A 25,166-nucleotide genomic window follows, 5' to 3' on the forward strand; every position below is an offset into this window, starting at 1 on the left:
GGACAAGGGAGTAATGTGCTGATGGTCGTGGATGGACTAAAATGGATGTTTCTTATTATAGGTACGACAATTGGAGCCGGTTATGCCTCCGGAAGAGAAATCTGGCAGTTTTTCGGCCATGAAAGTGGACTGGCCATCCTGATTTTCAGTGTGTTGTTTACAGTGAGCTGTTTTGTCGTGCTGAACATCAGTTATCAGGAACAGACGGAAAATTACTCCGTTGTTTTATCGAAATTGATGGGTCCCCGCTTTTCCAAAGGTTATGATGTTCTTATTATGGTGTACCTATTTACGACAACAGGGATCATGATTGCCGGAGGCGGCGCAGCCCTGGAATATTTTCATGTTCCGTTTACAGCAGGTATTCTTTTTATGTGTGTGCTTTTATTCATTGTATCTATCCGAGGTGTGAAAGGATTGACCGGCCTCAACAGTATTCTCATGCCGATCCTGATCGTCAGTCTGATTGCAGCGCTCACCGCCTATTTCCGAATGAACGCCGATATCAGCCTCTCGGACTGGAAATCGCAGCGAAACTGGGCGTCTTCGTTAACCTTCACGTCGTTAAACCTGCTGCCGCTGGTAGCGGTACTGTCTGCTGCAGGCACCCAGATCAGACACCGCGGCGAAATCTGGATTGCCAGTGTCGGGAGCGGGTGCATTCTCGGAAGTGTATCCTTCTTGTATAATGAGTCCCTTCTTGCGGCAGCCGAAGACATTATGCTGTATGAAATTCCATTGTTTGCGCTGCTGGAGTCTTATCCAAATCCGGTCACGGCATTTATGGCGGTCTTATTGTGGACAGCCATCTTTACAACTGCGGCTTCGGGTCTGTTCGGATTATCAAGCAGGCTCCGCTCCATCTCAAAGTTGCCTCCCTGGCTTCTCGCAGCACTTCTTCTCTGTGTGATGCTTCCGGTTACCGAATTAGGCTTTTCAAGACTCGTTGCCCTTCTATACCCTGTTTACGGCATTTTAAATTTATATTTACTGGTGGTTGTACTAATTCATCCTTTTTTCCTAAGCAGAAGGTGGTGAGTTCCGGGATGTTGTATTTCCCGGGAAATACAACATCTATGACAGAAGGAAAGGATTGTCTCTTTTTATGTGATAGGATAGGATATGACATATAATACAAATTGGAGTTACGGTTCGTAGAAATGAGGTGTTGAATTTGGCTGATATGCCATTTGCCTTACATGATGTGGTGGAAATGAAAAAAGCCCATCCATGCGGGGAAAACCAGTGGAAGATCATTCGTATGGGCGCGGATATTCGTATTAAATGCCTGGGGTGCGGGCACAGTGTGATGCTTCCCCGCCGGGAGTTCCGGAAAAAACTGAAAAAAGTAATCGAGCGCGCCGAGTAACCATATCTTGTTTTTTCCCGGGCTTGTCTCTATAATTGGACAAGGTGAAAACGGAGGATATACGTTAAATAATAGATGTTTAAAGGAAGTGACACGAACATGGCTTTAACTACAGGTATCGTCGGACTTCCCAATGTCGGGAAGTCCACGTTATTTAATGCGATCACCCAGGCCGGCGCGGAATCGGCAAACTACCCGTTCTGTACGATTGACCCCAACGTCGGTATCGTGGAAGTGCCGGACCCTCGCTTGAACAGTCTGTCAGAGCTGGTGCAGCCGAAAAAAACGATTCCAACAGCCTTTGAATTCACGGATATTGCCGGGATTGTTGAAGGGGCCAGTAAAGGGGAAGGCCTCGGCAACAAGTTTCTCTCCCATATCCGCCAGGTGGATGCGATCTCCCACGTGGTGCGTTGTTTCAACGACGGCGATATTACTCACGTTTCGGGCAGCGTGGATCCGATCCGGGATATTGAAGTGATTAATCTTGAACTTATTTTAGCGGATCTGGAAACGGTACAGAAACGGATGGACAAGGTGGCGAAACTCGCAAAATCCAAAGATAAAGATGCGATGGCTGAATATGAAGTTCTGCAGAAGCTTAGTGATGCATTCGAGGAAGAGAAACCGGCACGCAGTCTGGAATGGACCGACGAAGAACTGAAACTGGTACGAGGATTCCAGCTGCTCACGATGAAGCCGGTATTATACGCTGCCAATGTCAGTGAAGAAGACCTGTTAAGCGGAGAAGACAACGAATACGTACAGGCTGTCAAAGAGTATGCAGAAAATGAAGGATCCGGGGTTATTACTGTCTGTGCCAAAATCGAGTCCGAGATTGCTGAACTGGAAGGAGATGAACGCCAGGAATTTCTCGATGATCTCGGCATAGAAGAAGCCGGGCTTGATCAGTTGATCCGGGCGGCTTATTCCCTTCTCGGCCTTGAGACTTTTTTCACGGCAGGAGAGCCCGAGGTCAGAGCCTGGACTATCAAAAGCGGCATGAAAGCGCCGCAGGCGGCCGGTGTCATTCACAGCGATTTTGAACGCGGCTTTATCCGGGCGGAAGTCGTCAGTTACGATGATTTAATGGCAGCAGGGTCGATGAATGCTGCCAAAGAAGCAGGAAACGTACGGCTGGAAGGAAAAGACTATGTCGTGAAAGACGGCGACGTCATCCATTTCCGTTTTAATGTATAATTGGAAGAGGAAAACCGGGCTCAGTGCAGTCCGGTTTTAAATATTCTAAAGGTGCGGATCGCGGACACTTTCATCTTGAAAATGTCTATAACCTATGGATTCGGGACATATTGTTGGGAGAAGTTTGACCCAAAAGTCCGTATAACAAAATTAATGGACACTTCTGCCTTTGAATTGTCTCTAACCTTGACATGGATATTCCCGGAAAGGAAGACAGGCTTATTTTTGGTTATTGTCATCTACTTCCTGCTCTGCTACAATTATATGTTGTGAGTGAAATGTCTATAACGATTTTGCTCCTTGCTCTTTTTTAAGAGAGAGCCGTAAGACCAAAAGGAGGTGACGCAGTATGCGTAACTATGAAGTGCTTTATATCATTGCTCCAAGCGTTGATGAGAACGGGATCAAGGAAATGGTTGAGCGTTACAACAACGTCCTGACCAATCAGGGAGCAGAGATTGAAAAAGTCGACGAAATGGGTAAACGCCGTCTGGCTTATGAGATTGACGATCTGAAAGACGGGTATTACGTCGTTGTGTATATCAAAGCAGAGCCGGGCGCTACCGATGAATTCGAACGCCTGGTTAAGATGGACGATAACGTTATCCGCCATCTTGTCGTTAAAAATGAAGACTAAGGACGAACCAGTGGGAGGAGTTCCAAAATGATAAATCGTGTTGTTCTGGTTGGCCGTCTCACCCGCGATCCTGAGCTGCGGTATACGCCAAATGGTGTGGCTGTGGTAAATTTCGGCATCGCTGTTAACCGTCCGTTCACCAATCAAAATGGCGAACGGGAAGCAGATTTTTTCAATTGTGTCGCCTGGAGAAAACAGGCTGAAAACGTCGCAAACTATTTGAAAAAGGGCAGTCAGGCCGGTATTGACGGCCGTCTGCAGAGCCGTAAATACGAAAATCAGGAAGGCCGCCGCGTCAGCGTAGTTGAAGTACAGGCCGAAAGCGTCCAGTTTCTGGAACCCCGCGGGGCTTCCGGCGGCAGTTCCTCCGGAAACCAGTACGGTGCTGCGCCGACTTCCGGCCAACAGAGTCAGGGCGGTTCATCCAACCTGAACGATGACCCGTTTGCCAATGACGGCCAGCAGATTGATATTTCCGACGATGATCTGCCATTTTAAAAAACTCTTCCCTTTTTCTGAATAAAATGGAAACATTCTCTCAAAGGAGGTTGAAACTTTATGGCACGCCGTAGAGGTAAGAGAAGAAAAGTATGTTATTTTACAGTCAATAAGATCGAAAAAATTGACTATAAAGACGTGGACCTGTTGAAAAAGTTCATTTCGGAGCGCGGTAAGATTCTTCCGCGCCGTGTGACTGGTACTTCCGCCAAGTATCAGCGTCAATTGACCAAAGCAATTAAACGTGCCCGCCATGTGGCGCTGCTTCCTTATGTAAGGGAACAGTAAGGCAGAGCTTAAAACGTTTCCCGTCCGTATCGGGAAGCGTTTTTTGTTTCACAGCCCCATGAGGTGCCTTCTTTCTTTTTTCGGGAGAATGAATTACAATAGACGAACGGATAATACATACACAGCCATGATGCTTAGACGGATATGAGAATGTGCTGGATAGATGAGGTGACGTTGTTGCAGCAATCAAGAAGGTTAACAGAAGGGGCCGTTTTGAGCGGTATTTTTATTGTCATCCTGCTGCTTTCTGTGTTTGTCCCGTTTCTCAGCATGGTACTGCTCTGGTTTCTGCCCCTGCCTTTTGTTCTGTTTACGGCGCGGCACGGCTGGAAATCAGGCCTCGTAATGGCGGTAGTATCGATACTGCTGTCTTTTTTTGCAGCAGCGCTGCCCGGCCTTCCGTTTGCCCTGCTGTCCGCGGCTGGCGGCATTACAATGGGAGAAATGATGCGCCGGAGAAAGGAAGCCCTGCTGGTGGCTGCGGCGTCCAGTCTTGCGTATATCGGCGGTCTTACCGCGTTGTATGCCGGTACCGTCCTTTTATTGAATATTGATCCGTTATCGGTACTGCAGGATATCATGAAGCAGTCGGCCGAGCAGGCGGAATCCATGCTTACATCCTTCGGACAGGATCCATCGGAAAACCTGGAGGAATACGAGAGCATGATCGACCGTCTGGGACAGATGGGACCTCTGTTGATTGCATTCACCGGTGTCTTTTATGCATTTTTGACTCAGTTTATTGCCCACGCTGTGATGCGGCGGATGAAAATGGAAGTGGAAGAGTTTCCGCCATTGCGGGAATGGAATTTTCCCCGTTCCCTGCTTTGGTATTACCTCATCGTTTCCATTATATACTGGGTGGGGGTGGAAGAAGGAACCGCTATGGAAACCGTGACATGGAACCTTTTCCCTTTATTGGAAACAGCAATGGCCCTGCAGGGTTTTACGGTGATCTTTCACTATTGTTATATTAAATCTGTTCCAAAAAGCATTCCGGTACTCATTATGATTTTTGGACTTATCCTGCCCTTTGTTCTTCTGCTGGCCCGGATTTTGGGTATCATTGATTTAGGATTTCAATTGAAAAAGCGTCTGGAATCTGACACGAAGTAGGGGTTGACATTATGCCTAAGTTTTTAATGAACCGCTGGCACGGGCTGCATGTGATCTTATTATTTGCAACAGCTGCTTTGTTCATTGGATTTTTAATGATGTATCAGTGGATGTTGGGAGTCCTGGGATATATACTGCTGGGTACTCTGCTCATTTATGTCGTGCAGGCCAGAAAAGCATTTGAACGTGATCTGGAAAAGTATATAACGACGTTATCCCACCGAGTAAATAAAGCCGGAGAGGAAGCTGTTACGAATCTTCCCATCGGCATCATATTGTATGATGAAGATTATGAGATTCAATGGGCGAATCCATTTATGATGCATTATCTTCCGGGCGAGTTTCTCGGAGTACCGCTCAACCGGATATTTGAAGATATTACATCCCCGATCAAAAAAGGCGAGACCGAAACCGAAATAACCTTGAACGACAGACACTATACGATTTATATAAAACAGGAAGAACGCCTGCTGTACTTTTTTGACATGACAGAGACGAAAGAAACCAAATCCCTGTATGAGAAGGAGCAGACCGTCATCGGCCTCATTTATCTGGACAATTTCGATGAAGTAACCCAGGGGATGGATGATCAGGTACGGAGCAGGCTGATGAGTCACGTCACGTCTTCATTAAATGAGTGGGCGGAAGACTATCAAATTCTGCTGCGCAGTATTTCCTCCGACCGTTTTATCGCGGTCATGAACCAGCAGGCATTGAAGCAGCTGGAAAAGACCCGCTTTGAACTGCTTGACCATGTCCGGGAAGTGACCGGCAGAGAAAAAGTCTCCATCACGCTCAGCATCGGAGTCGGAAGCGGCGATTCATCGCTGCGGGAGCTGGGGAGCCTGGCTCAGTCCAGTCTCGATCTTGCTCTCGGCCGGGGCGGCGACCAGGCTGCCATCAAGGAAACGAACGGGAAAGTACGTTTTTACGGAGGGAAATCCAATGCGATGGAAAAACGGACAAGAGTCCGGGCCCGCGTCATTTCCCATGCGCTTCGTGATTTCGTTCTTGAAAGCGACCAGGTTATTATCATGGGTCATAAAAACCCGGATATGGACGCGATCGGTGCTTCCATCGGTGTGTTGAAAGTAGCGGAAGTGAATAACACCGATGCCTACGTCGTTGTCGACCCCAATGATATTAATCCGGACGTTCAGAAACTGATGGAAGAAGTCGGAGACCATGATTATCTCTGGTCCCAGTTCATCACACCGGAAGAAGCGCTTGATGACTTAACAAGGCACACACTGCTCGTAGTAGTGGATACGCATAAGCCGTCCATGGTTATTGAACCGCGTCTGGTGGATGCGGTCGACCGGGTGGTTGTCCTGGATCACCACCGCCGCGGAGAAGAATTTATCAAAGATCCGGTACTCGTCTATATGGAACCCTATGCTTCTTCTACTGCAGAACTGGTGACCGAACTGTTAGAATATCAACCACAGAAGCTTTCCATGGATGAACTGGAATCCACAGCGATGCTTGCCGGTATTATTGTTGATACGAAAAGCTTCGCGATCCGGACGGGATCCCGCACGTTCGATGCAGCATCGTTTCTGAAATCCCACGGCGCGGATACGACGATGGTGCAGATGCTGCTGAAAGAAGATATTGACCAGTACGTACGGCGTTCTCATTTAATAGAGAAAGCAACGATTTACCGGGACGGCATGGCGGTGGCAAAAGCTTCGGAAGAAGAAATGTATGATCAGATCCTCATTGCCCAGGCTGCCGACACCCTGTTAACGATGAATGATGTAAAGGGATCGTTTGTGCTGTCTAAACGCAGTGACGGAAAAGTCAGCATCAGTGCCCGCTCCCTCGGGGAAGTCAACGTACAGTTGATTATGGAAGAACTCGGCGGCGGCGGACATCTTACCAATGCAGCCACCCAGCTTGATTCTTCGCTCGAAGAAGCGGAAGAAAAACTGGAACAGGCGATAGATCAGTATCTGGAAGGAGGAACTGAGGAATGAAAGTCATTTTTAATCAGGACGTAAAAGGTAAAGGAAAAAAAGGGGAAATGAAAGACGTATCTGAAGGATATGCTCGTAACTATTTACTGCCGAACAACCTGGCTGTGGAGGCTACCAAAGGGAATGTGAAAAACCTGAAAGCCAGACAGGAAAGCGATGCGAAAAAAGCGCAGCAGGAACTGGAAGATGCGAAGAAGTTTAAGGAACAGCTGGAAAATACCAAAGTGACTGTGACAGCAAAAGCAGGAGAAGCCGGCCGTTTGTTTGGCGCTGTATCGACAAAACAGATCGCAGAGACATTAAAAGATATGGGCATGAAAGTAGATAAGCGCAAAATTGAACTGGATCAGCCGATCCGTACGCTTGGTGTAACAAAGACACCGATCAAAGTCCATAAAGAAGTGACGGCGGTTGTCGATGTTCATGTAGTCGAAGAGTAAACACGGGAGCGGCTTTTTTCCGTTCAGTTCACGCGAAGGAAAGGCAGGAAGATGGACATGAACGATATCATGGCCGACCGCAGGCCCCCTCAGAATATTGAAGCGGAACAGGCCGTTCTCGGCGCCGTCTTTCTGGAGGGCGGGGCCCTGGTAACAGCAACAGAACGTATAGCACCTGAAGATTTTTACCGCGTGTCTCATCAACGTATTTTCCGGGTCATGCTTGAATTAGGGGAAAAAGGCAGCCCGGTTGATTTAGTAACGATGACTTCTGCTCTCCAGGATTATGAATGGCTGGAGGAAGTCGGCGGTATTTCCTACTTGACGGATCTGGCCAACGCCGTACCTACAGCCGCCAATGTGGACTATTACAGCCGGATTGTCCAGGAAAAATCGATTCTGCGGCGCCTGATTCAGGCTGCAACGTCCATCGTATCGGAAGGCTATAACGGCGAAGAAGAAGTGGAAGAGATTCTGAATGATGCAGAACGTTCTATTCTGGAAGTCGCCCAGCAGCGGCGCTCCAGCAATTTCGTTTCCATCAAGGATGTTCTGATTGAAACGTACGATAACATTGAAATGCTCCAGAACCGGGAAAATGATATTACCGGTGTGGCAAGCGGTTTTGCAGAGCTGGATAAAATGACGACCGGTTTTCAGCGCAGTGATCTCGTTATTGTGGCGGCCCGCCCTTCGATGGGGAAGACGGCGTTTGCCCTGAACATTGCCCAGAACGTGGCAACGAAATCGGACGAAAATGTTGCCATCTTCAGTCTGGAGATGGGAGCCTCCCAGCTTGTTCAGCGGATGTTGTGCGCAGAAGGCAATATTGATGCCACCAAAATGAGAACAGGATCTCTGGAGGAAGAAGACTGGGAAAAACTGACAATGGCTATGGGAAGCCTCTCCTCCGCCGGTATTTATATTGATGATACACCAGGTGTTAAAGTCAATGAAATCCGTGCCAAGTGCCGGCGTCTGAAACAGGAGCGGGGTCTGGGCATGGTTATGATTGATTATATGCAGCTGATCCAGGGTTCCAGTTCCCGCGGCGGAGAAAGCCGCCAACAGGAAGTTTCGGAAATTTCCAGAGGACTAAAAGGTCTTGCCAGAGAACTGGATGTCCCGGTTATCGCCCTTTCCCAGCTTTCCCGCGGTGTGGAGTCCCGTCAGGATAAACGGCCGATGATGTCGGATCTGCGGGAATCCGGAAGTATCGAGCAGGATGCCGACATTGTTTCGTTTTTGTACCGGGAGGACTACTACGACCAGGAAACGGAAAATCAGAACATGATTGAAGTCATTTTAGCTAAGCAGCGTAACGGCCCGGTTGGTGCAGTGGAACTTGCCTTTATCAAGGAATACAATAAATTTGTCAATCTGGACCGGAGGCATGATGAAAGCGATGCGCCGCCGGGAGCTTGAGGAAAGCCAAGGTGTGAACAAACCTTGGCTTTTTTAGATGCCGAAGGTCCGGGGGTTTAGGGTGTCCGGGTTATGGACAGCTGCTTTACGCGGACGTCTGTAATCTTTGAATATGAACCACCATCATTGATTTCAGGGACGAAAATGGTCGCAATCCATAGATTCGGGACAATATCCTTCCCTCCTTCCGTAAAATGTCCACAAAAAATATAACGTAGACATTTTCAGGTACAGTCTGTCTCTGAAAAAAGCCGGCACTCGTTTATCCTGTGCCTTTATATACGAACGTAAAATGCTGTGGAACCATTTAATGTTCGTATTTTATTGACTTTTCCCTACTGACTTGATACACTATGTGAGGGTTTTCAGCCTGTGGCTTTTACATAGAAAAAATACAGTGGCCTGGTAACAGGTGCCGGAGGTGGACAATTTGTCATCAATCGTGATTGTAGGGACGCAATGGGGAGATGAAGGCAAAGGAAAAATTACAGATTATCTGTCTGAAAATGCGGAAGTAGTCGCCAGATATCAGGGAGGGAATAATGCAGGTCATACCATAGCTTTTGGAGGCAATACGTATAAGCTGCATCTGATTCCTTCCGGGATTTTTTATGATAATAAAACGTGCGTCATCGGCAACGGCATGGTGATCGATCCGAAAGCACTAGTCGAAGAGCTGAAATATCTGCATGAACGTGGTATCGATACGAGCAATCTTCGTATCAGCAACCGGGCTCATGTTATTCTTCCTTACCACGTAAAACTCGATGCCATGGAAGAAGAAAGCAAAGGCACGAATAAAATCGGCACCACCCGGAAAGGGATCGGCCCGGCTTATATGGACAAGGCTGCCAGAACCGGTATACGGATTTCCGATCTCCTGGATAAAGAAGAATTTGAAGAGAAGCTGGAACGAAACCTGAACGAAAAAAACCGTCTGCTGGAAAAAATTCATGAGACGGAAGGATTCCAGATTCATGATATTTTAGATGAGTACTATGAATACGGACAGTTTTTCGCAGATTATGTTTGTGATACATCAGTTGTGCTTAACGATGCCGTCGATGACGGCCGCCGGGTATTGTTTGAAGGAGCGCAGGGTGTCATGCTTGATATCGACCAGGGAACGTATCCGTTTGTTACTTCCTCTAATCCGATTGCCGGCGGTGTCACCATCGGATCCGGGATTGGTCCCTCCAAGATCCACCATGTCGTTGGAGTATCAAAAGCTTATACGACGCGTGTAGGAGACGGTCCGTTTCCTACAGAGCTGACCGACAGCGTCGGAGAGCAGATCCGGGAAGTTGGCAATGAATACGGCACGACGACCGGCCGTCCCCGCCGCGTCGGCTGGTTTGACAGTGTCGTTGTCCGCCATGCCCGCCGTGTCAGCGGTATTACAGATCTGTCCCTGAATTCCCTTGATGTCCTCACCGGGATCGAAACGGTAAAAATATGCACGGCATATAAATACCGCGGTGAAATCATGGAAGAGTTTCCGGCAAGCCTGAAAGTACTGGCCGAATGCGAGCCTGTTTATGAGGAAATGCCAGGATGGACGGAGAATATTACAGGAGTCCGTTCCCTGGATGAACTTCCGGAGAATGCGCGCCATTATCTGGAACGCCTGTCCCAGCTCACGAACATTCCGCTCAGCATTTTTTCAGTCGGCCCGGATCGCAATCAAACCAACCTGATACGTGGGGTGTGGGGCATTTAATGAACTTCCGGCCTGTCTGCTTTTGTTTCTAATAAGGAAGAAAGCAGGCGGGCTGAAATTTTTTAAAAAACCGGTTGAAAATCAAAAATCGGCATGGTACTATTAATTCTGTCGCTGTCAAAAGTGAAGAAAACAAGAGCCATTAGCTCAGTTGGCAGAGCATCTGACTTTTAATCAGAGGGTCGGAGGTTCGAATCCTCCATGGCTCACCATTTCTTTCATACGGCCCGTTGGTCAAGTGGTTAAGACACCGCCCTTTCACGGCGGTAACACGGGTTCGAATCCCGTACGGGTCACCATTCTCACTTCCCCCCTTTTAAAAAAGGACCAAGAAGGATAGAGAGTGGAGGAGAGAACGTACCTCAGTACGTGACCTGACGACACGAACGCAGTTGACGCAGAGATATGCCCCTTACCTTTTTGAAAGAAGAAACAAGAAGGTCAAGGAAGCAAGAGAATGGAGGAGGGAATGTACATCGGTACATGACCTGACGACATGAACGCAGCTGACGCAGAGATTCGCCGTTTATTCTTTCAAAAAAGGGCCTGTGGTGTAGCGGTTAACATGCCTGCCTGTCACGCAGGAGATCGCGGGTTCGATTCCCGTCAGGCCCGCCATTTACTTCTTTTTAAATAATGCCTCTATGAAGACACGTGCAAATCATGGCTCGATAGCTCAGTCGGTAGAGCAGTGGACTGAAAATCCTCGTGTCGGCGGTTCGATTCCGTCTCGAGCCACCATCCAACATAGAGAATGACCCAACGTCTGGAATGCGATCCAGACGTTTTTTGATAGGAACAGCGGTGAGGCGGTGAAGAGCACTCAAACCATGATAACCCAACGCTTTTCCCTATGTTACAATAATAGGTAGAATAACTGGACAACCATCTGTCCTCTGACAGGACGGAGGCAGAAGCGATACAGCACGGAATTCATGAAGGAAACGGAGCGAATGGAAATGGACGAAAAAATACTGGTCGTAGATGATGAACAGCCGATTGCTGATATTCTTGATTTCAATCTGAAGAAAGAAGGATTTGAAGTGGAAGTCGCCTACGACGGCAATGAAGCGCTGGAAAAAGTTCATGAATTTGTACCGGATCTGGTTCTTCTCGACATCATGCTTCCCCATAAAGACGGGATGGAAGTATGCCGTGAAATACGTAAATATTTTGATATGCCGATTATTATGCTGACGGCAAAAGATGCTGAAATTGATAAAGTGCTAGGTCTCGAACTCGGGGCGGACGATTACGTGACGAAACCATTCAGCAACCGGGAGCTGCTGGCACGGGTCAAGGCAAACCTCCGCCGCCTGCAGACCGTCCCGGAAGAAAATCCGTCTAAACAGAAAGTAATGGAAGTCGGCGGTTTGACGATCGATCCCGACGCGTATCTTGTGTCCAAGCGGGGGGACGCCGTTGATTTAACCCACCGCGAATTTGAACTGATTCATTACCTGGCCCGGCACATGGGGCAGGTCATGACAAGAGAACACCTGCTCCAGGCTGTCTGGGGATATGATTACTTCGGTGATGTCCGTACGGTGGACGTGACCGTCCGTCGCCTCCGTGAGAAAGTGGAAGATAATCCAAGCTACCCGATGTGGATTGTAACGAGACGAGGCGTAGGATATTACTTAAAACATCCTGAACAGGAGAAGTAGGTATGAAAATCGGGGGGTTTTTTAAGTCCATCCACTTCAAGCTTATCACTATTTTCATGTTGCTTATCTTTATTGCGGTGCAGGTGATCGGGGTTTACTTTACAGGGGAACTGGAAACACAGCTGGTAGACAACCATGAAGAAATGATTCTGGAGCGGGCGGATCTGCTCGAATACAACGTCCAGGAGGAATTGACACGCAACCGTGATGAGGAGGAAGAGCCCCTGGAAGATGATATCGCCAATCTTCTTCAGGAATTTTTTTCGGTAGAAGGCATCGAAGCTCAGGTGATCGGCCCGAACCAGCAGATTCTGGGAACCTCGGAATGGAATGATCAGAATCTGATCGGACAGCAGAGTACCCGGGTCAGAGTGGACCGGGCTCTTATCGGCTCTCCCGTGAATCAGATCGTGCGGAGCCGCAGCGGGGACCGGCTCCGTGTCGTTGCCCAGCCGATTGCCGAAAATGGGGAAATACTGGGCGCTGTATACATCGAAGCAAGCATGGAAAGCATCTATCAGGAAATGAATGAAATCAATGCCATCTTTATTAACGGAACCATTATCGCACTGGGACTCACCGCTCTGCTCGGGATCCTGCTTTCCCAGACGATTACACGTCCGATTGTAGATATGCGCAGACAGGCCCGTGTCATGATGGATGGCGATTTTTCCAGACGGGTGCGGGTGTACGGGCAGGATGAGATCGGGCAGCTGGCCGAATCGTTCAACTCCTTAACATTGAATTTGAAAGAAGCCCACTCCACGACAGAAGGCGAACGGAAAAAATTAAGTTCCGTCCTCACCCATATGACTGACGGAGTGATTGCTACAGATGAACTGGGCCGCATCATTTTGATGAACAAAAGAGCGGAACAGCTTCTTCATGTGAACAGCAGCCGCGTCATGGGGGCCTCCCTTCCGGAATTGCTGCACTTGTCGGAAACCGTTGCGCCCAGTGACTTATATGACTATGCGGATTCCATTTTACTGGATTTCAGTGATGAAGAAGAAGAACGCCTGCTGGAAGCCAATTTCTCTGTGATCCGTAATGAAGAAGGACCGGTGAACGGCCTCATTACCGTTCTTCACGACGTAACGGAAAAAGAAACGATTGAACGGGAACGCCGCGAGTTTGTTGCCAACGTGTCTCATGAACTGAGGACCCCGCTTACGACGATGAGAAGCTACCTGGAAGCCCTCCAGGACGGAGCCATGGAAGACGAAACCCTCGGTCCCCGTTTTCTGGAGGTCACCCAGAATGAGACCGAACGAATGATACGGCTTGTGAATGATCTGCTGCAGCTCTCCAAAATGGACAGTGATGATCTCAAACTGACGTTTGAAACAGAGGATCTGGGTAAACTGCTGGAGCAGATGACGGAACGCTTTGAAATGGTTACAAAAGATAAAAATATTGATTTCTCCAAGAGGATCCCCCACCATCCGCTTTACGTCGATATCGACAAAGATAAAGTTATGCAGGTGTTTGATAACATTGTCTCCAATGCTGTGAAATATTCACCGGATGGGGGCACGATTACGATTAATGTTAGACCCGGACCGGAAACGGTTGATGTGGAAATCACCGATGAAGGAGTGGGCATTCCGAAAGAAAGCCAGCCGAAAGTATTTGACCGCTTTTATCGGGTGGACAAAGCAAGAGCCAGGAATCTTGGCGGAACAGGGCTCGGTCTTGCGATCGCCAAAGAATTGATTGAATCCCATCATGGATACATAATCATTGACAGTGAATGGCAGCAAGGGACCGCCGTTACCGTGACACTTCCGTATTCCACACAGGAAAAAGCAGGTGTTGTAGAATGAAAGAGCGTATAAAATCGTGGACCCTCACCTCACTGGTGGTGTTCAGCATGCTGTTAACGTGGCAGCTTTGGACGTTTCAGCCCAATTTTGCACCCCTGAACGAATCTGCCACCACATCCAGTGAAAATATTGGGGAAGAGCGGAGCCTTAATGATGTGGTGGAACCTTCGCAGCTTGTCTTTCATCATGAAGACCGTCATACCGCTTTAAATGGAACAGAAGAGCTTTTCTCGCAGTTTTATGAAGAATTACTGGACTCCCGTTTTGAAAATATTACGCTGAAGCAGGAAGTTGATCAGGAAGGTCTGTATGCTGCTCCCCGTGCCGCAGAAATTATTTTTCCTGCTTCTGTACCCGATGACATTCTGGAGCAGATGTTTCAATTCGAAGAAGACAATCCGAATCTTTCGATGGATTCAGTGGATCGGATGCTTCTGCGGGACAGAGGGGGCGATTCGGAAAACCTTCTTGTGACCTTTATATCGGAGGAAGACTCTTTCGTACTGGAAGGGGAGACCAATTTCAGCTTGTCTTCCTTCCGGAATAACTATATTCTGCAGATGGATCAATATAAGCCGGTGTTTCCGTATGAAATTGGTAATGAAGCGTCTCCGTTCAAAGTCCTGTATCTTCCGGAGAACCCGGTGGAGTACAGCACCCTGTCGGATACATCGACCAGGATCGACTACAATCAGTTTTTAAATTTATTGTTCAGCGATGCTGAGTATGTGGAACAATATCGTAGGGAAAATGAGGAAGCCTCCTTTACAGACGGTAATCGGATGGTGAGTGTGGAAGAAAACGGAAGCTATTTCACCTACGTAAATCCGGTGTACAGTGAAAGTACTTCTTCAAGCCAGAGCCATGTCATCGGTGCCACGTTTGGATTTGTCAACTCACGCGGCGGATGGACCGATGATTACAGATTATATGACTGGCAGGAGCAGTCCCAGGAGGAAAGCGTAACGTACCGGATGATGGTGGCCGGCCTTCCTGTTTTCACGTCGGGAGGCCCGGATATTTCCTCTATTAATGTTACCAGGTCCGGAGGCCAGGTATCGGAATATTCCCGTCCTCTGTTTGAACTGGACGATTCTCCGATTGATGCCAGAGGCTCCGTCGAACTGGCATCCGGCCACGAAGTGGCTGCCTATGCGGAAGAACAGTTTGAACCTTCGTTGATTGAAGACATTCAGCCGGGATACCAACTGGAGAAAACCGACAGCCTTGTTTTCCGTTTTGAACCGAGCTGGTATGTCAAACATGATGGAGCCTGGTATCCGGTTGATCCGGAAGACACGCCGGACTCCGCCCAGGAGGAATAGTATGGACTGGAACCGTACAAAAACCATTTTTATCATTACCTTTCTTCTGTTGAATACCTTTCTGCTGCAGCAGATGATTGAAAAACGAAATCAGAGTGATCTGAATGTACGGGCCCAGAATTCAACAGAAGAGGAATTAAGTGCAAAAAATATAAGCGTTACCGAAAACCTGCCAGAAGAAAGTGAAGAAATCAGCCATATTGTCGGAGAGCCGGTAGATATTGAAGACGACGTGAGCGGGCAGGCCGGAGAAGAGAATGTAAGCACACTGGACAACAGCTTTGTGGAAGTGACCCTGGAGAATGCGTATACGGTTAACAATGAAGAAGATGTCGCGAATTTTCTCGAACAGGAAGTCTGGAACGGTTCGGACTATACGATGGATGAATGGAATGAAGAGGAGGGACAGATCCTTTTCAACCAGATGTATGAAGAGAAAATGGTCGTGACGTATGATGAAAATCCTCTCGTCCTCTTCCTGAATGACGACGGGGATATTGAGAGTTACCTGCAGAGCTATATGGAGTTTGAGGAAGAGGGAGAGCAGAAAGATATGCTCTCCGCTTACGGGGCCATCGACAGGCTGTTAACCGAAAATATTCTTTCCAATAATGACGAAGTGAATCTAGTGGAGCTCAGGTATTATAGCCTGTTTCCACCCGAAGGAGATACCCAGGTGCTGGCTCCGATGTACAGCATGGAAGTGAACGGGGAGAATGAGTATCTGGTCAATGCGATCGGGGGTACGATTCGGACGTTGCAGGAAGTCTCAGATGATCCCGATTCGGTGGAAAATCCTTCAGAGAACACAGACGAGGAGAAAGAGGCCGACGAGGAAAATACGGAGGAAGGCAACGGGCAGAATGAGGAAGAGTAAATGGAGGACCTGTTATGGCATTATCGTTCAGTGTACTGGCAAGCGGCAGTACGGGCAACGCTGTTTATGTAGAAACAGAGCGGCAGCGGCTGCTGATTGACGCGGGGTTAAGCGGAAAAAAAATAGAGAACTTATTTGCACAGATTTCGCGCAGTCCGGCGGATATAGACGGGGTATTGATCACACATGAACATAGCGATCACATTAAAGGAGCAGGGGTGCTGGCGAGAAAATATCAGCTTCCCCTGTATGCCAATCCAAAGACATGGCAGGCGATGGAAAGCAGTCTTGGCACGATAGCATCGGATCAGAAGTTTGTGTTCGAGCAGAATGCGGTCGAGACCTTTGAGGATCTCGATATTGAATCGTTTCCTGTTTCTCATGATGCGGCGGATCCTATGTTTTTTGTTTTTCATCACGAAGGAAAGAAATTCACGCTTGCCACGGATATGGGATATGTGACGGAGCAGACAAAAGGATTAATCCGGAATTCCGACATGTTTGTATTTGAGGCCAATCATGATTTAAACATGCTCCGAATGGGGAGGTATCCGTGGAATGTGAAACGGCGGATTCTCGGCGATACCGGGCATGTCTCGAATGAAGATGCAGCCTCGGCCCTGGCGGAAGTGGTCGGAGACCGGACGAGCCGTGTGTATCTTGCCCATCTGAGCCGTGATAATAATATGAAAGAACTTGCCCGCATGTCGGTCCGGCAGATCCTTGAAGAAGAAGAGTGCGGCGTCGGACACACCTTTCATCTGTATGATACAGACCCTTATGAAGCAAAACCGCTTGTGACCCTGTAAGAATTATGTTTAAAAACAAACAGAAGGGACACGATAAGGGATAATCACGGAAAACGGATGAAAGGTGACGACAGATATGGGGTATTATAACGATCATGCAGAAAGACCCATCCATCGGAAAAACAGGCAGCGGAAAAGGATTGGAATGGCCGCGTTGGCAGGTGCTGTCATAGGGGCGGTACTGATCCTGTTTGCGGTGCCTTTTCTTTATGAATCCGGCTTTTATCCAGGATTATCCGGGCAGAGCGGAACGGAAGGGTTGGAAGCGGAGTCTGACCCTGCTCCTGACCCTGAACCGGCAGAAATGGATGCAGAGCAGGCACCGCAGCAGGAGATGCAGGTATCGGTCCGTTCCGATACGACAGAAGCGGTCGATAAAGTGTCAGATGCGGTCGTAGGAGTGTTTAATCTACAGCAGTCGGATTTCTGGGAAGAAGAAAACGGATCCGGTGCCAGTCAGGGCACAGGCTCCGGTGTTATTTACAAAGTGGAAGGAGATTCCGCATATGTGGTGACCAACCACCACGTGATTGAAGGAGCCGGTCAGGTGGAGGTGAGTTTATCCAATGAGAACCGTGTCAATGCAGAAATAGTAGGTTCTGATGTGCTGACGGACCTGGCGGTGCTCCGGATAGATGCAGAAGGAGTAAAGACTGCTGTATCGTTTGGTAATTCAGACAACCTGAATGTCGGGGAACCAGCGATTGCGATCGGCAATCCGCTCGGCACCAATTTGTCCCGTACCGTTACACAAGGTATTATCAGTGCGGTGGAGCGGAGCATACCGGTCGATTTGACCGGCGACGGAAAGCCGGACTGGAACGCGGAGGTCATTCAGACCGATGCGGCTATAAACCCCGGGAACAGCGGCGGTGCTCTTGTAAATGTAAACGGGCAGTTAATCGGGATCAATTCCATGAAAATCGCACAGTCTTCTGTAGAAGGGATAGGTTTTGCAATTCCGACATCTGTAGCCGTACCTGTGATTGAGGACCTGGAAGCAGCCGGTGAGGTGGAACGACCGCAAATGGGAATCACCCTGCGTTCGCTCTCAGAAATTCCAAGTTATCATTGGCAGGAAACGCTGAAGCTGCCTCCGGAAGTGGAAAGCGGAATCTTCATTACCAATGTGGTTTCAGGCACTCCAGCAGAAACCGCCGGCCTCCGCCGGTATGATGTCATCACCGCAATGAACGGCACTGAGATTGCAGACGGCCATGATTTAAGGCGGTATCTGTATACAGAAGCAGAAATGGGAGACACGATCGAAATCACGTTCTACCGTGAAGGACAGAAGCAGTCGGTTGATATGACCCTGAATAATCAGCAGCAGTTTTAGCGGTTAAGCCTTTAAAAGCGTGTCCTGCGCTTTTAAAGGCTTTTTTGATCCTGCAATCGTTTCTTCATCGGCGCTTGTGCTTTTCATGGGATGTTGTGGATAAGTATCTTGTGATATAGTGAAGGGGAGGTGATGAACATGTACTTTGCATGTCCGGAACACAGTGAAAGAGCCCTTGATGACGCGGTTGAAGAGACCGGTGAACCTCCTTTAATGGAAAAGATGGAAGAAAAACATTCATCCACAACTTGTTCATACTGCACGGAGAAAGCTGTGTACAAAATGAAGGGAAAACCTCAAAGACAGGTGTGAATATGTGGATAAGTTCTGTGGATAAATAACATGCCAGTTGTGCACATGTGTATAATAACAAAACGGGAGAGCATGTATGCAGATACAAATTGTAAGTGTCGGAAAGATTAAAGAAAAGTATATCAAACAAGGGATCGAAGAGTTTGAAAAGCGGCTCGGACCGTACTGTAAACTGACCATGGATGAAGTGAACGATGAACAGGCGCCGGAACAGATGAGTGAGAAGGAGAGGCAGCAGGTCCGGGAGAAAGAAGGAGAGCGGATCTTACATAAAATCAAACAGGGTCGGCATGTCATTGTGCTGGATCTGGACGGAAAGCAATGGTCATCGGAGAAGCTTGCGGAGAAGATGGAGCATTGGAGTATTCACGGACAGAGCCAGCTAACCTTTGTCATCGGCGGCTCCAACGGTGTAAGTGAAGCCGTGCTCGACCGGGCCGACGACAAACTGTCCTTCTCCAAGATGACCTTCCCCCATCAGCTGATGAAACTGATCCTCCTCGAACAGATCTACCGCGCGTTTAAGATTCAGAAAGGGGAACCGTACCACAAGTGATGGTAAACAAAAAAATAGAGATAACTATTGAAATGAGTACCATTAAAAAGGTAATTGAAAACAAGGGTGAGGATGAAGTTGATTAAGCTGAGGTCATTATTTAAAGATACTAAGTTACATTTTGGCTAAAAGTGGACGTACTCCAGCAATTAATGCTCTTATTAGTGAATTATTTATAAGAAAGAAGCCATAACTGCAGAAGTTGCCTATTATTTAATTGTTGAAAAAAGCTAAAGTATCTGAACCTTATTTTTCAAGGAGTATAAATATAGATGGTAATAAAAGAAAAGAATATTTTCCTGTTGATCTTTTATGTGATTGGGTATCTGATTTAGATTCAGAAGAATACTCACTAAAAATGGAGTAGTAAAACGAGTTTTTACGACAAGGCGTTAATTATAAGGATACGGAAATCTCCGATAAAAGGTTAAAAAGCATAATTAAATTATATCCTAATGATTGGCAAGAGTTTATAAAACAATATTAATCTTGCTTCGAGCGTCATGCAACATCCAATAACACAAGATTTACGCAACTTTTTGAATATGAATATAGTATGACGCTGCGTAAATCTCTTAACGTTAGCGGATATAAAATCTAGTTTATAGGAGGACTTATGAAGAGAAGAATACTTTATTATCCCAGTATTGATATTAAGGATGGAATATGGCTAAGGAATGCAATTTTGTATTCGGAAGAAGTATCTTCAATAATGCCATATCAGAATGATGAGTATCATATTTCACCTGAAGTGAGTTATCTAATGAATACTGGTCATTTTATACCTGCTAGACCCGATGATGTAATGTTTTCAAATATGTACGAAGACTTTGTTGATGAAGTTCGAAAAAGGTTTGATGAGTATAGGCCCCATCAAATGAAAGCTGGGAGAAGAGAATACATTCATATGTCGAAAGTTGAACCAGACTATTATAGATTGCATGAATCAAAATTATCATCACATGTTATGGAGATGATCGAAGAAAAGTCAGAAATAATTAGAAGTGAGAATAATCAGTGGATTTCAGTAGATGCTCACCTAAGTGACATTTATATGTCAGTTTTAGCCAAGTATTTGGCTGCGATTAGCAGTGCTGATACGTCAATTGGTACTGATAGGATGTTTACACAGGATAAAATTTTCAAACCAGAAAGAAGTTTGGATGCTAACAATCGTCATTCGTTTCTTAATTACCAGTTCAATATTCTTCCAACACCTAATATGGATGTCTCAATTGAAGATATTCTGTTGTTCAAGGAGAGACGTAGTGATGAACTTAGAAGACTTCGTATGGAGATAAACGAATTAGAAGGTAGATTGCAATCTGCTGAGGATAGAGTACAGCTTAAGAGGATTTGGATTGATTTTGAAGATAGACTTGAATCCAATGTAAGTGACTTGAATAGGGTAATGAAGGAATGTAGGTGGAAGATTAAACCTTCAGTAATGAATGGACTTATATCCATGTCTATGCCAGGCATAATGAGTACCGCTGAGATGTTCGGGGTAGCCTTTTCTCCTGTTCAAAAAGGAATTGGAATAGCTTCTGGGGCTACGTTATCTATTGGTTTATCAATTAAGGATATTGGCAACATACGACGTGAGGCTCTAGATAACAACCCATTTGCATATGTATATCATGGAAGAAAGGCAAGAATGTTCTGATAGCTTCCGATTTTACTACTGCTAACAGCATGTTGACAACATGGATAGGGAATCGGAGAGATATCCATGTCGTCAACATGTGTGGAACGTTAGGTGAAATCCTCTCGAAGTAAGTGCTAATTCAAGTTAGTCTTTGAAATTGCCGTGGTTTGCCAAGATACATAAAAGTTAATTATTACTTATACAGGAAGAAGCATTAGCAGTTAACCAATGAAGAATATTTAAACTTAAAAGAGAGTATTAAAAAAAGATTATTTTAATTAGTCGGGTGGAAGTTTTACCAAAAGAAATAAAAGCACTAAATTTTGGTTTGTTTTCACCTTATGGAATTGAACTGATCAGTGCTAAGGTATATGACCCTGAAGACGATGATGGGGCATGTGGAGAAGGTTCCTGCTTAGGGGGAAATGCCCAAATATTGAAGTTGATTATTATGTGAAATGGGAAAACTTCTTTAACAATATAGTTCAGATTTTTAAAGAAATAATTATAGAATTCGATTATTTAGAAAATTTTGAATGTCGAACATATTACTACAGGATTTTGTAAATAACCTCAGGATGCCTGGTGAATATACTTTTGCTGTTTTGGAAAAGCAGCAGCCGGAGTGGTTTTCGTATAGTACAAGTCCCTAGAGCTGAGCTGGCGGACTTCGCCTAACAAAACATTCCAATTCGCTTTGGCTTGAAAAGGTGCAGGAATGCGAAACGTTAGGTGAAATAGAAAAATAGGTAGTGAGGTGTTAGAGTGATTTTAATCAACTTATATGGGAAAATTGAACCCATAATATTAAGCGAAAAATTAGGTGTTGGTATATCAAATCTTTATGACGACTGGTTAACTGGAATCGTTGATGATTTGAAGGAAGAGATGCTTTTAAGAGAGCATTTTATTGAAACAAGTAAGAAGTACAATTTTGGTGATTTTAAAGTTTACCAGTATGGACCTCAGAAGATAGTTAGCAACATAAATTGGACGGATGTACTTGAAGAGGATGTTGATTATTATTTACAAGAAATTGTTAACAATTTAGTGCAGTTAGAAGTATTAGAATTTGATAAGTCCTTGCTACAATTAAAAAACTGTCATTTGGGTAGCCCAACATGTGAAGTTCAGTATCCGTTAAAATTTATTAGATTTTGCCATATTCTAACTAAATCAAGGAGTGCTAGAGCTCATTGTGATACTAATATTCCTTTCATGACATATAACCCTGATGATTTAAGATCGAAACCACTGATTTTGAACTTTGCATCTAGTATGGTAAATAAGGAAAATGATTTAAATGCTTATAATGAAAAATCAATTCAATCAATGAAATATGTAGGAAAGCTGATTGATAATTTTCTTGAAAGTGACAGAGATTTTTGGATTTTTGATTACATAATTAATGCTATAAATGAATCTGAAGATTATAATGCATATTATTTATTTAAGATCATGTCATTAATCGAAATGTTAATAATAAATCCGAATAGTAACGGGAGAACACATGGAGAATTAGAAAAAAAGCTACCTAGATTTTTACGGAATGAACTTAACGACTATGAGGATAGAGAGTTATTCTGTAAAATTGCTAGAAAGATGAGAAATAAAGTTGCGCATGGCGACTTTGAGGCATTTCAGAAATTATTGGAGGAGTACAGAGAGAGTTTTATGATGAATTTTTGGTATGATGAATTTGAGTATAGTATTGAATCATGGACCATTAATTCTATTTGTTTAAGTTTAAAGAATGCGTTAAGTGAGATTCTTTTTGAGCTTTTTAGTAATAAAGAAGGATTTAAAAGGTTCCAAAATTCTTAACTGCACTCTGAATTACGTTTTCTACTTTACCTAACACTGAGTTTACCAAGGGTTGCGAGGAGCATGTTTCAGGGGAGAAAACAGCGTACCACAAAGACGGTCTATCTTTGGGGTCCAGTTTAGGGACGTTGTAAATATATACGAAAATGTTAGGTGCCATTGTCGCTATACCGAGGAAGAAATTATAAATTTGAAAAAAGATTAGGAAGACAAAGCAGGAGGAATTTTATGAAGAAATTCTTTATCAATTCATGACCTCTATATTATTTATTGCTTTATTAATTGCACACACATTTTCGATTGCTAAAGTCAAGGTTGATTCTACATCTATTATTCTACTAGCAATACTGTTGATAAGTCCGTTTATATCTACATTAAAGAGAATTAAAGTGGGTGACTTTTAAGCAGAAATTGATTCACAAGAAATTGAAAAGATAATAGAAGAAGTAGAGAAAAGAATACCACTTGAAGAAAATGAATTAGATGAATCATCTGAACTTCAATTGACTATTAAAAATATTAAGATTCTTGCAAAAAGCGATCCTGTTCTAGCCTTAGCTAAGATACGAATTGAACTAGAAAAGTCACTTAATAGATTGTACCGTTTAAATGGCCTAAATGGTAAAAATGATAGGTATATGAATTGGAAAATATAGAAGTTTTTTTCACGGGATTTTGCAAACTCTTTGCGTGACGTTATTTCAATGTGTAACCGAGCTATTATCATCGCTATATTTTTACTACTTCAATTATAAACTCTCCTTATTCTCCGTAGCCATCTAATAGTTGGTCTATCCCTTCGTGGTCTAATATCCTAATATTTTTTCCGGATTCTCAACATACGGTGTAATTGTTGTTACTTTATAAGCAGCGTTTGCATATTCTTCCAATAAGTTTTGATTAATTTGAATAACTTCACTCGGCTTTATACTATAATTATCTAAAATTATATAAATCCCAATCCTTGATAGTAAAGAAGCTTCAATATCAATAATAGATATAACATCTTCTGCTCTTACATCATTATATAAATAGTAGAGGGAAGGGGACAGGTACTGTTTTATCCCCCATTGAGTTTTGGATGTCATCAATTATTCTATAGAATACTATTTCATATAAAAAATCGTATTTACAGCAATACGGTGAGCCGTACCATAAATAAGGAAAATCCAGGAGGCCCTTTTTGGGTCTCTTTTTTTGACTTTTAATCTATGAATCGCTATTTTCGAAAGGCTTATCTCACTAAGTTTTTGTTAAATAATTGTAAAACCCTTCAAATGAAAGGAAATTTGTCGATTATAAAGGTGGAGATCATTTTAGGGGGAAAAGCATGAAAAACAAACACTTTTTTATCATGGTGGTTATGCTGATGAGTGTGCTGTCCTTGGCAGCATGCGGTCAGGAACAGGAAATAAATGCGACGGAAGGGAAACTTAAAGTCGGTGTGATGATGTCCGACAGCGGGCTGGGAGACCAGTCTTTTAATGATCTGGCGTTTGAGGGGCTTGTTCAGGCAAGAGATAATCTGGACGTCGTGTTCGATTACCGGGAAATTGCAGCAACAGACACATATGAGCAGGGAATACGTGAATTGGTAGAGCAGGATAATGACCTGGTTATCGGAATAGGTTATCAGCTGCAGGAAGCGCTTGAAAAAGTAGCAGGTGATCATCCGGATCAGCAATTTATGATCATCGATTCCGTATCGGAAATGGAGAACATTACCTCCGTCAACTTCAAGGTAGGACAGGCGAGCTATTTAGCAGGCATGACAGCCGCGTTGACGACAGAAACCGATCATATCGGGTTTATCGGAGGGATGGATGTAGAAATTATCAACAATTTCTATAATGGTTTTGAAGAAGGGGCCACGGCGGCAAACCCTGATATTGTTATCGACCGGGAATACGCTGGGACGTACGAAGATGATCAACTGGGAGCGGAAATGGCGGATGAAATGATTCAGAACGATGCAGATATTATATTTGCTGCTGCCGGTTTTACCGGAGTCGGTGTGCTTCAGGAGGCACAGGCTCAGGGTGTATATGGAATAGGTGTAGATACGGACCAGTATTTCCAGGCGGAAGACGCGGTCATTACTTCTGTGATGAAAAACGTGGATAACGCCATTTATCAAGTTGTAGAGCGTATGGCGGAAGGAGAAACGTTATCAGGGGAAAATCTGGAGTTCGGACTTGCAGAAGAAGGGGTCGGCTTAGCGCCTTTGCGTGTGGCGGATTTTCCTGACAATATCGATGAACAAATTGATGCTGCCAAAGAAGAACTGGCAGAGGAATCGTAGGAGGAAAAG

Annotated in this window: 23 protein-coding genes and 4 tRNA genes; 26 read left to right on the forward strand and 1 reads right to left on the reverse strand. The window is 45.3% G+C overall.

Annotated elements, in window-relative coordinates; translation table 11 throughout:
* Positions 1 to 21 precede the first annotated feature (21 nt).
* The 25 genes from ACW9JV_RS00275 (at position 22) to ACW9JV_RS00395 (ending at position 22,855) form a co-directional block, all read left to right on the forward strand.
* A complete protein-coding gene (locus tag ACW9JV_RS00275) occupies positions 22 to 1,038 on the forward strand; it encodes a YkvI family membrane protein (protein ID WP_457330191.1) in 1,017 nt (338 codons plus the stop codon).
* 145 nt (positions 1,039 to 1,183) lie between these two features.
* Positions 1,184 to 1,369, forward strand: a complete 186-nt coding sequence (locus ACW9JV_RS00280; RefSeq protein WP_457334513.1) for a DUF951 domain-containing protein — start codon at positions 1,184 to 1,186, stop codon at positions 1,367 to 1,369.
* Positions 1,370 to 1,468: 99 nt separating this feature from the next.
* Complete coding sequence (ychF, locus tag ACW9JV_RS00285; RefSeq protein ID WP_457330194.1) at positions 1,469 to 2,569, forward strand: redox-regulated ATPase YchF; 1,101 nt, start codon at positions 1,469 to 1,471, stop codon at positions 2,567 to 2,569.
* 349 nt (positions 2,570 to 2,918) lie between these two features.
* Positions 2,919 to 3,206 carry a 30S ribosomal protein S6 gene (gene rpsF / locus ACW9JV_RS00290; protein ID WP_090927338.1) on the forward strand — a complete coding sequence of 96 codons (288 nt, stop codon included), beginning with the start codon at positions 2,919 to 2,921 and terminating at the stop codon, positions 3,204 to 3,206.
* A gap of 27 nt (positions 3,207 to 3,233) precedes the next feature.
* Positions 3,234 to 3,704 (forward strand): single-stranded DNA-binding protein, encoded by a 471-nt coding sequence (gene ssb / locus ACW9JV_RS00295; protein ID WP_457330196.1) that lies wholly within the window; start codon positions 3,234 to 3,236, stop codon positions 3,702 to 3,704.
* A gap of 60 nt (positions 3,705 to 3,764) precedes the next feature.
* Entirely contained in the window at positions 3,765 to 3,992 is a 228-nt protein-coding gene (gene rpsR, locus ACW9JV_RS00300; protein ID WP_026702041.1) for a 30S ribosomal protein S18, read from the forward strand.
* Positions 3,993 to 4,169: 177 nt separating this feature from the next.
* A complete protein-coding gene (locus tag ACW9JV_RS00305; protein WP_457330199.1) occupies positions 4,170 to 5,108 on the forward strand; it encodes a YybS family protein in 939 nt (312 codons plus the stop codon).
* An 11-nt stretch (positions 5,109 to 5,119) separates the two neighbouring features.
* On the forward strand, positions 5,120 to 7,087 hold the full coding sequence (locus ACW9JV_RS00310) for a DHH family phosphoesterase (RefSeq protein ID WP_457330201.1): 1,968 nt from the start codon (positions 5,120 to 5,122) through the stop codon (positions 7,085 to 7,087).
* The gene (gene rplI / locus ACW9JV_RS00315; protein ID WP_457330204.1) at positions 7,084 to 7,527 is read left to right on the forward strand and encodes a 50S ribosomal protein L9; all 444 of its coding nucleotides are present in this window, start codon (positions 7,084 to 7,086) and stop codon (positions 7,525 to 7,527) included. Before ACW9JV_RS00310 ends, rplI begins: the two co-directional genes overlap by 4 nt.
* Positions 7,528 to 7,584: 57 nt before the next feature.
* On the forward strand, positions 7,585 to 8,952 hold the full coding sequence (gene dnaB, locus ACW9JV_RS00320; protein WP_457330205.1) for a replicative DNA helicase: 1,368 nt from the start codon (positions 7,585 to 7,587) through the stop codon (positions 8,950 to 8,952).
* Positions 8,953 to 9,382: 430 nt separating this feature from the next.
* On the forward strand, positions 9,383 to 10,672 hold the full coding sequence (locus tag ACW9JV_RS00325; protein ID WP_457330207.1) for an adenylosuccinate synthase: 1,290 nt from the start codon (positions 9,383 to 9,385) through the stop codon (positions 10,670 to 10,672).
* Between the two features lie 136 nt (positions 10,673 to 10,808).
* A tRNA-Lys gene (locus tag ACW9JV_RS00330) sits at positions 10,809 to 10,884 on the forward strand.
* 12 nt (positions 10,885 to 10,896) lie between these two features.
* Positions 10,897 to 10,971, forward strand: a tRNA-Glu gene (locus ACW9JV_RS00335).
* Positions 10,972 to 11,214: 243 nt separating this feature from the next.
* Positions 11,215 to 11,290 (forward strand) — tRNA-Asp (locus ACW9JV_RS00340).
* Between the two features lie 47 nt (positions 11,291 to 11,337).
* A tRNA-Phe gene (locus ACW9JV_RS00345) sits at positions 11,338 to 11,413 on the forward strand.
* Between the two features lie 218 nt (positions 11,414 to 11,631).
* Positions 11,632 to 12,339 (forward strand): response regulator YycF, encoded by a 708-nt coding sequence (gene yycF / locus ACW9JV_RS00350; protein WP_457334515.1) that lies wholly within the window; start codon positions 11,632 to 11,634, stop codon positions 12,337 to 12,339.
* Positions 12,340 to 12,341: 2 nt separating this feature from the next.
* Positions 12,342 to 14,165 (forward strand): cell wall metabolism sensor histidine kinase WalK, encoded by a 1,824-nt coding sequence (gene walK, locus ACW9JV_RS00355; protein ID WP_457330209.1) that lies wholly within the window; start codon positions 12,342 to 12,344, stop codon positions 14,163 to 14,165.
* On the forward strand, positions 14,162 to 15,490 hold the full coding sequence (locus ACW9JV_RS00360) for a YycH family regulatory protein (protein ID WP_457330211.1): 1,329 nt from the start codon (positions 14,162 to 14,164) through the stop codon (positions 15,488 to 15,490). The genes walK and ACW9JV_RS00360 overlap by 4 nt, the downstream gene beginning before the upstream one ends.
* A 1-nt stretch (position 15,491) precedes the next feature.
* Entirely contained in the window at positions 15,492 to 16,367 is an 876-nt protein-coding gene (locus tag ACW9JV_RS00365; RefSeq protein ID WP_457330213.1) for a two-component system regulatory protein YycI, read from the forward strand.
* Positions 16,368 to 16,381: 14 nt separating this feature from the next.
* A complete protein-coding gene (locus ACW9JV_RS00370) occupies positions 16,382 to 17,176 on the forward strand; it encodes an MBL fold metallo-hydrolase (protein WP_457330215.1) in 795 nt (264 codons plus the stop codon).
* Positions 17,177 to 17,252: 76 nt separating this feature from the next.
* The gene (locus ACW9JV_RS00375) at positions 17,253 to 18,515 is read left to right on the forward strand and encodes a S1C family serine protease (protein ID WP_457330217.1); all 1,263 of its coding nucleotides are present in this window, start codon (positions 17,253 to 17,255) and stop codon (positions 18,513 to 18,515) included.
* A 138-nt stretch (positions 18,516 to 18,653) separates the two neighbouring features.
* Positions 18,654 to 18,827, forward strand: coding sequence for a CxxH/CxxC protein (locus ACW9JV_RS00380; protein ID WP_457330219.1), 174 nt, complete (start codon positions 18,654 to 18,656; stop codon positions 18,825 to 18,827).
* A gap of 76 nt (positions 18,828 to 18,903) precedes the next feature.
* The gene (rlmH, locus tag ACW9JV_RS00385; RefSeq protein WP_457330221.1) at positions 18,904 to 19,383 is read left to right on the forward strand and encodes a 23S rRNA (pseudouridine(1915)-N(3))-methyltransferase RlmH; all 480 of its coding nucleotides are present in this window, start codon (positions 18,904 to 18,906) and stop codon (positions 19,381 to 19,383) included.
* Between the two features lie 616 nt (positions 19,384 to 19,999).
* Complete coding sequence (locus ACW9JV_RS00390) at positions 20,000 to 21,049, forward strand: DUF6236 family protein (protein ID WP_457330223.1); 1,050 nt, start codon at positions 20,000 to 20,002, stop codon at positions 21,047 to 21,049.
* A gap of 747 nt (positions 21,050 to 21,796) precedes the next feature.
* A complete protein-coding gene (locus tag ACW9JV_RS00395; protein WP_457330225.1) occupies positions 21,797 to 22,855 on the forward strand; it encodes a hypothetical protein in 1,059 nt (352 codons plus the stop codon).
* Positions 22,856 to 23,661: 806 nt separating this feature from the next.
* Here the strand turns inward: ACW9JV_RS00395 and ACW9JV_RS00400 are convergent.
* The gene (locus tag ACW9JV_RS00400; protein WP_457330227.1) at positions 23,662 to 23,943 is read right to left on the reverse strand and encodes a hypothetical protein; all 282 of its coding nucleotides are present in this window, start codon (positions 23,941 to 23,943) and stop codon (positions 23,662 to 23,664) included.
* A 242-nt stretch (positions 23,944 to 24,185) separates the two neighbouring features.
* On the opposite strand from ACW9JV_RS00400, the gene ACW9JV_RS00405 reads away from it, so the two are divergent.
* Positions 24,186 to 25,157, forward strand: coding sequence for a BMP family lipoprotein (locus ACW9JV_RS00405; RefSeq protein ID WP_457330229.1), 972 nt, complete (start codon positions 24,186 to 24,188; stop codon positions 25,155 to 25,157).
* Positions 25,158 to 25,166: the final 9 nt, after the last annotated feature.

It is taken from the genome of Salibacterium sp. K-3, from assembly GCF_054052005.1.